Below are 5,242 nucleotides of genomic sequence, written 5' to 3' on the forward strand. Positions count from 1 at the left end.
TGCCTTAAGCTTCCTTCAGATTCCACCTCGCGATGGACACCCTTGCTCTCGGCTAACGGTAGGCGCTCGCCAGCCCCCGCTCGGGACTTTCACCCTATAGACCACACCCATGCCGGGCGCACAACAAAACGCGGACTTCAACATACGCTGAAATCCGCGTCATTACTGGCTTTTTGAATGGCGCGCCTGAGAGGACTCGAACCTCCGACACGCAGTTTAGGAAACTGCTGCTCTATCCTGCTGAGCTACAGGCGCATGTTCTTGTCCATTGCATACCATATCTTTATTATATGCAAAACAGCCTGCACAAACAAGAGACAGTCTCACTGGCCAGGCTCATCGCCACAAATCCGCCATCCTCCAAACCCAAAAAGAGATACCGGTTCGGTATCCCTTTTTTCCATCTTCGACCATCCAGATAAATGGAATTCAAAAAAATTTTTTCCTTTCCCTTTCTTCTTTCAATATTTCAACCGCTTCCCGGAAGCGTTGGGAATGCACCACTTCCCGTTCGCGCAAAAACTTCAGCGCATCGTTCACATCCGGATCGTCCGACATGTCGATCAGCCATTGATAAGTGGCACGCGCTTTCTCCTCGGCGGCAATATCCTCGTACAAATCGGCGATTGGATCTCCCTTGGCCTGGATATAGGACGCCGTCCATGGAACGCCTGATGCATTGTGGTAAAACAGGGCTTTGTCGTGGTTCGCGTAATGATCTCCCAATCCCGCTTCTTTCAATTGTTCCGGAGTCGCATCCTTGGTCAACTTGTATACCATTGTGCCAATCATTTCCAGATGCGCAAACTCCTCCGTGCCGATATCGATGAGCAATCCTTTCACCTTGTCGGGAATCGTATAAGCCTGATTCAGATAACGCAACGCCGCCGCCAGTTCACCATCGGCGCCGCCGTACTGTTCAATCAGAAACTTCGCCAGCATGGGATTGCACTTGCTGACCCGTACGGGATACTGCAGGCGTTTCTCATAGATCCACACGGTACCATTTCACTCCTCTGCAGTTGAAATGTCTTCACGAAAACCGTTTTTTTTTTGGCTGGCCTATCATCGGAATCCGAAGGCTAGTGCGGCAACTTTTTGTCGTACGGACTGTACAAGTCTTTCCAAAGCGTTCCCCGGTACAACGCCTCGTGAATCCCAAATCGCGGCAGGCCAGGTGGTTGAAATCCCATATACAGTTGGGGAGGCGTGTAGTAGGTTTTCATTTTCATCGGCGGACAGGGATCATGCGGGCTGAAATAGGGATACCACGTCTTGTAATTGCTGTGAGCGGAGACCTTTCCGTAAGGATACATCGTCCATCATTTCCTCCTCATACCGGTTTTTTTTGCAACTGTTCACATTTGCCACGGCCACGGCGGTTCGTTCCACTTCCAGGGGTATGGACTGATCGAATGGCCTAAGTTGTAGAGAGGACCGAAGCGGCATTCGTATTCATGCGTCAACATCCGGTAATGCTTCGACAAACTATTCAAATCGCCCAAAGCCTGTTGGTCCCACGGATGCGTATCCAAGTACAAACTCAGTTCAGTCAAAGCAAATCCCACCGCTTGAATCTCCTCCAACAGCTTATCTCTTGACACGGGGTATTCGGCATACTTCTGTGGCGGATGGGGTTTTTGGTGGTGTTTTTCCATGTGGCTCATGTCAATCCTCCTTGCAATCCTGACTTCTAGGCTAGCATATGGCCTGGAGACGGCATTTGTTCCTCCGCAAAACGCCTATTTTCAGATGTTTTTCTCTCAAACAAAAAAGCCGTCCAACCATTGGACGACTTTATTTACAAATCCGCTATGTAATTACAATGGCGGAGAGGGTGGGATTCGAACCCACGGAGGGCGTGAACCCTCGGCGGTTTTCAAGACCGCTGCCTTAAACCACTCGACCAAACCCCTTGAGCCGCAAGGCTTCCCCGCTTCATGCCTCATTCAGCAACAACGGTTTTCATGTTTTGTGTACCCCTATGTTAACCCATGTAAGGATTCTTGGCAAGATTGCAGGACGAAAAAATTAACACATTAATCGGATATGGTAATTCACAGCTATGCAGATATATTTGATGATTTATATGCCGATGATAACAAAGAATCTATTTGATGATAAAAGTATGCCTTTGATGACAAAAGTATGCATTTGAGAACTGCACCCCCAAATCCACCTCAAACCCCTCAAAAAAATAATCATAGCACCCTCACGAAACCACTATTTTCAAGCGTTTGAAGACTTATCCACAATGAGCCAAAAATGAGCCCTTTGAAAGCAAAAACCATTATACAATTGTCGTAGCAAGAAAAAAGGAGGATGCATCATGACTAAAATCGAACTTGTACGGCGGCAAAAAGGGCTTACACAGGTGGAACTGGCCAAGCTTATCGGAGTAAGCGGGCCAGCCATTGTCCAGGTGGAGCGGGGTTATCGCAAGCCGTGGCCAAAAATCCGCAAAAACATTGCGCAAGCCTTGGGATACCCAGAGGAAGAACTGTTTGCTCCCGATGGCTGGCCGCTCCAGGTGGAATTGGAGGAAGTCATAGGGAGATAAAAGACGTTACTGTTACGCTTGTGCCTGTTACTGGTGTTACGGAATGGGAAAATAAAAAATCCCCATGCCACCACAGGGGGAACAGGAGGGATATGATGAAAGAGCTCATCCTTAAAGACAAAGCCACCGGCAAGACGTACGGCGTGGTTATCGGGGATACCTTCCACAAGCGAGTGGACAGTCGCATCCACCGCTTCCGCAAACTCAACGCTTACGGGATTCAGCAAAACATCCTGGACTTCCTGCAAGACAAAGGCGTGCAATTCGTCCAGGTGGAGGAAACCGACACTGGCAACATTTACCTGGCCGCCTTGGCAGATTATATCCGGCGGGGCGTGCCCATCGACGAAGGCCACGGGCAACAGGTCATGTTGCCGCTCAAATACTTTGAACATGCCAAATCCCCGCATCTGGCAATGTTCTGACATACCGGAAGATAGGGCTTTTCATCTATTCCGACATCATCGCGCCCATAAAAAAATCGATACGGCACAGAGGATTGCCGTATTGGCATACTTAGGCTACTTGATGGGAGGCGATACATATTGAACATCCAAGTCCATAATACTGCAACGCAAACGTTGAAACAATGGCTGGACGAATATTTTCCCAACCCCATCAAATGGAAAGGGGCGCAAGGGACGGCGGTTTGTCCCTTCCATGACGACCGGAACCCCTCATTCAGCGTCAACGCTGAAAAAGGTGTCTGGCAATGCTTTGCCGGTTGCGGGAGCGGGACATTGCGGCAGTTGGCGGAAGCCTTGGGCGTTCCCGCTCCCCCGCCAGTGGAGTTTATGCGGGAGAAGGAAAGGAAACGGCAAACCGGCATGCAACCAAAGCGCAAAACCTGGACGCATGAGGTGGAATACATCTATACGGACGCACAAGGCAACCCTGTCCTTATGGTTGGCAGGGATGGCCACGGCAAAAACAAACGCATCCGTCAATACCACTTCAAGGATGGCGAATGGTGGGCTGGCAAGGGCGACACCAAACCCGTCCCCTACAACCTGCCTCATGTGCTGGTGGCCATTGCCAACGGGGAAACCGTTTTTGTCGTGGAAGGCGAGAAGGATGCAGAAACCTTATGGGATTGTGACCTTGTCGCCACCACCAACGCAGGCGGAGCGGGAAAGTGGCCTGCCTCCAAGGAATTCAACCGGCATTTTCAAGGTGCCAAGGTGGTCATCCTGCCTGACAATGATGAAGCCGGCGCGCGACATGCGGAGCAGGTGGCGCATGCCTTGAAACCATTTGCAGTATCCATTAAGGTTGTTAACCTTCCGGGACTGCCTGAACATGGGGACGTGACAGACTGGCTAAATGCTGGCCACACGTCCCAGAAATTGCTGGAATTGGTGGAGCAGGCCGGAGAGTGGCAACCCGCTCCAGACAAACTTGTAGTACTAGAAGGTGAAAAGAGTAATTGGCTGGAGATACGGCGCAAATACTTTGACGGCGGCAGGTTTGTCCCGCCACTGCTGGCCGAGGATATTCTCCAGCGTCAGCCGTTCATGTTCTATGGACAGCAGTTGTACGCCTATGTGGACGGCGTATATGTCCCCAGGGGGCGGGAACTGGTTTTCAAGTGGTGCATAGACCTGTTGGGCACCGAGTACCGGCAGCACCGGGGCAATGAAGTCCTGCATTACATTGAGAAAAAAACGGTTGTGGATGAGGCGGCAGTCAACCCGGAAGATGGGCTGATAAACGTCAAAAATGGCCTTTTGAACTGGCGAACAGGGGAATTGTTGCCTCACACACCTGAAAGACTTTCCACCATCCAGTTGCCGGTTGTCTATGACCCGCAGGCCGTGGCTCCCAGAGTGGAGCGGTTTATGAGCGAAGTACTCCCGCATGATGCCATCCCGACCATCCTTGAATTTATCGGATATTGCCTGGTGCCTCATGTGAGATATGAGAAGGCCATGATGTTCACGGGCACAGGAGCCAACGGCAAAAGCGTCATGATTAAACTGATACAGGCACTCATCGGCAAGGAAAACACCGTGTCCATCCCTTTGCAGGAACTAGCGGACAGCCGCTGGAAACGGGCCGACCTGCATGGAAAACTGCTGAACGCCTTTGCCGACATCTCCCACAAAGCCGCTGAGACATCCATGTACTTCAAGGCCATTGTCAGCGGGGACGTGATTGACGCTGAGCGCAAAGGGCGAGACCCGTTTTATTTCCGTCCATTCGCCAAGATTTTGTTTTCCGCCAATGAACTACCTGCAAGCCGGGACGTGACGGATGGCTATTTCCGGCGTTGGTTGGTTGTCCCGTTCCCCAACAAGTTTGAGAGCAAGAACAGGGATGAGAAGCTCATTGACAAACTGACCACTGAGGAAGAACTGTCGGGCCTGCTCAACCTGGCCATAGAAGGGCTGAAACGACTAGAAACCCAGGGAGGATTTACGGAAAACGAAGCGACCCGGCAGGCATTGGCCGCATACCGGCGGAACATTGACAGCGTGGCCGGTTTCGTGGAGGAATGTTGCCTGCTGGACGAAGGGGCAAGCGTTGGCAAACAGGAACTGTTCAACTTTTATCGCCAATGGTGTGAGGCGGCGGGCATGAAGCCGCTCGGACGGAACCGCTTCAACCAACGCCTGGCCGAAGTGGCCGGGGTAAGGGAAGGCGGCAATTATCGCAATGTGAGGCAGTGGCGGGGAATTAGCC

5 protein-coding genes, 2 tRNA genes and 1 pseudogene are annotated in these 5,242 nt (G+C 51.4%); 3 read left to right on the forward strand and 5 right to left on the reverse strand.

Annotated features, from left to right (window positions below; all coding sequences use genetic code 11):
* Window positions 1-178: 178 nt before the first annotated feature.
* The 5 genes from BAA01_11925 to BAA01_11945 form a co-directional block, all read right to left on the reverse strand.
* Window positions 179-255 (reverse strand) — tRNA-Arg (locus BAA01_11925).
* A gap of 174 nt (window positions 256-429) precedes the next feature.
* Window positions 430-999 carry a spore coat protein CotJC gene (locus BAA01_11930; GenBank protein ID OUM84980.1) on the reverse strand — a complete coding sequence of 190 codons (570 nt, stop codon included), beginning with the start codon at window positions 997-999 and terminating at the stop codon, window positions 430-432.
* An 83-nt stretch (window positions 1,000-1,082) separates the two neighbouring features.
* Window positions 1,083-1,316, reverse strand: coding sequence for a hypothetical protein (locus BAA01_11935; protein ID OUM84981.1), 234 nt, complete (start codon window positions 1,314-1,316; stop codon window positions 1,083-1,085).
* Window positions 1,317-1,358: 42 nt separating this feature from the next.
* Window positions 1,359-1,604, reverse strand: a complete 246-nt coding sequence (locus BAA01_11940) for a hypothetical protein (GenBank protein ID OUM84984.1) — start codon at window positions 1,602-1,604, stop codon at window positions 1,359-1,361.
* A gap of 222 nt (window positions 1,605-1,826) precedes the next feature.
* Window positions 1,827-1,916: transfer RNA gene (locus BAA01_11945), tRNA-Ser, on the reverse strand.
* A 413-nt stretch (window positions 1,917-2,329) separates the two neighbouring features.
* On the opposite strand from BAA01_11945, the gene BAA01_11950 reads away from it, so the two are divergent.
* From BAA01_11950 to BAA01_11960, 3 genes and pseudogenes are all read left to right on the forward strand, one after another.
* Window positions 2,330-2,560 carry a transcriptional regulator gene (locus tag BAA01_11950; protein ID OUM84982.1) on the forward strand — a complete coding sequence of 77 codons (231 nt, stop codon included), beginning with the start codon at window positions 2,330-2,332 and terminating at the stop codon, window positions 2,558-2,560.
* 95 nt (window positions 2,561-2,655) lie between these two features.
* Window positions 2,656-2,985 carry a hypothetical protein gene (locus tag BAA01_11955; protein OUM84983.1) on the forward strand — a complete coding sequence of 110 codons (330 nt, stop codon included), beginning with the start codon at window positions 2,656-2,658 and terminating at the stop codon, window positions 2,983-2,985.
* A gap of 120 nt (window positions 2,986-3,105) precedes the next feature.
* A pseudogene (locus BAA01_11960) lies at window positions 3,106-5,242 on the forward strand (hypothetical protein).

It is taken from the genome of Bacillus thermozeamaize (genome assembly GCA_002159075.1).
GTDB lineage: Bacteria > Bacillota > Bacilli > ZCTH02-B2 > ZCTH02-B2 > Bacillus_BB > Bacillus_BB thermozeamaize.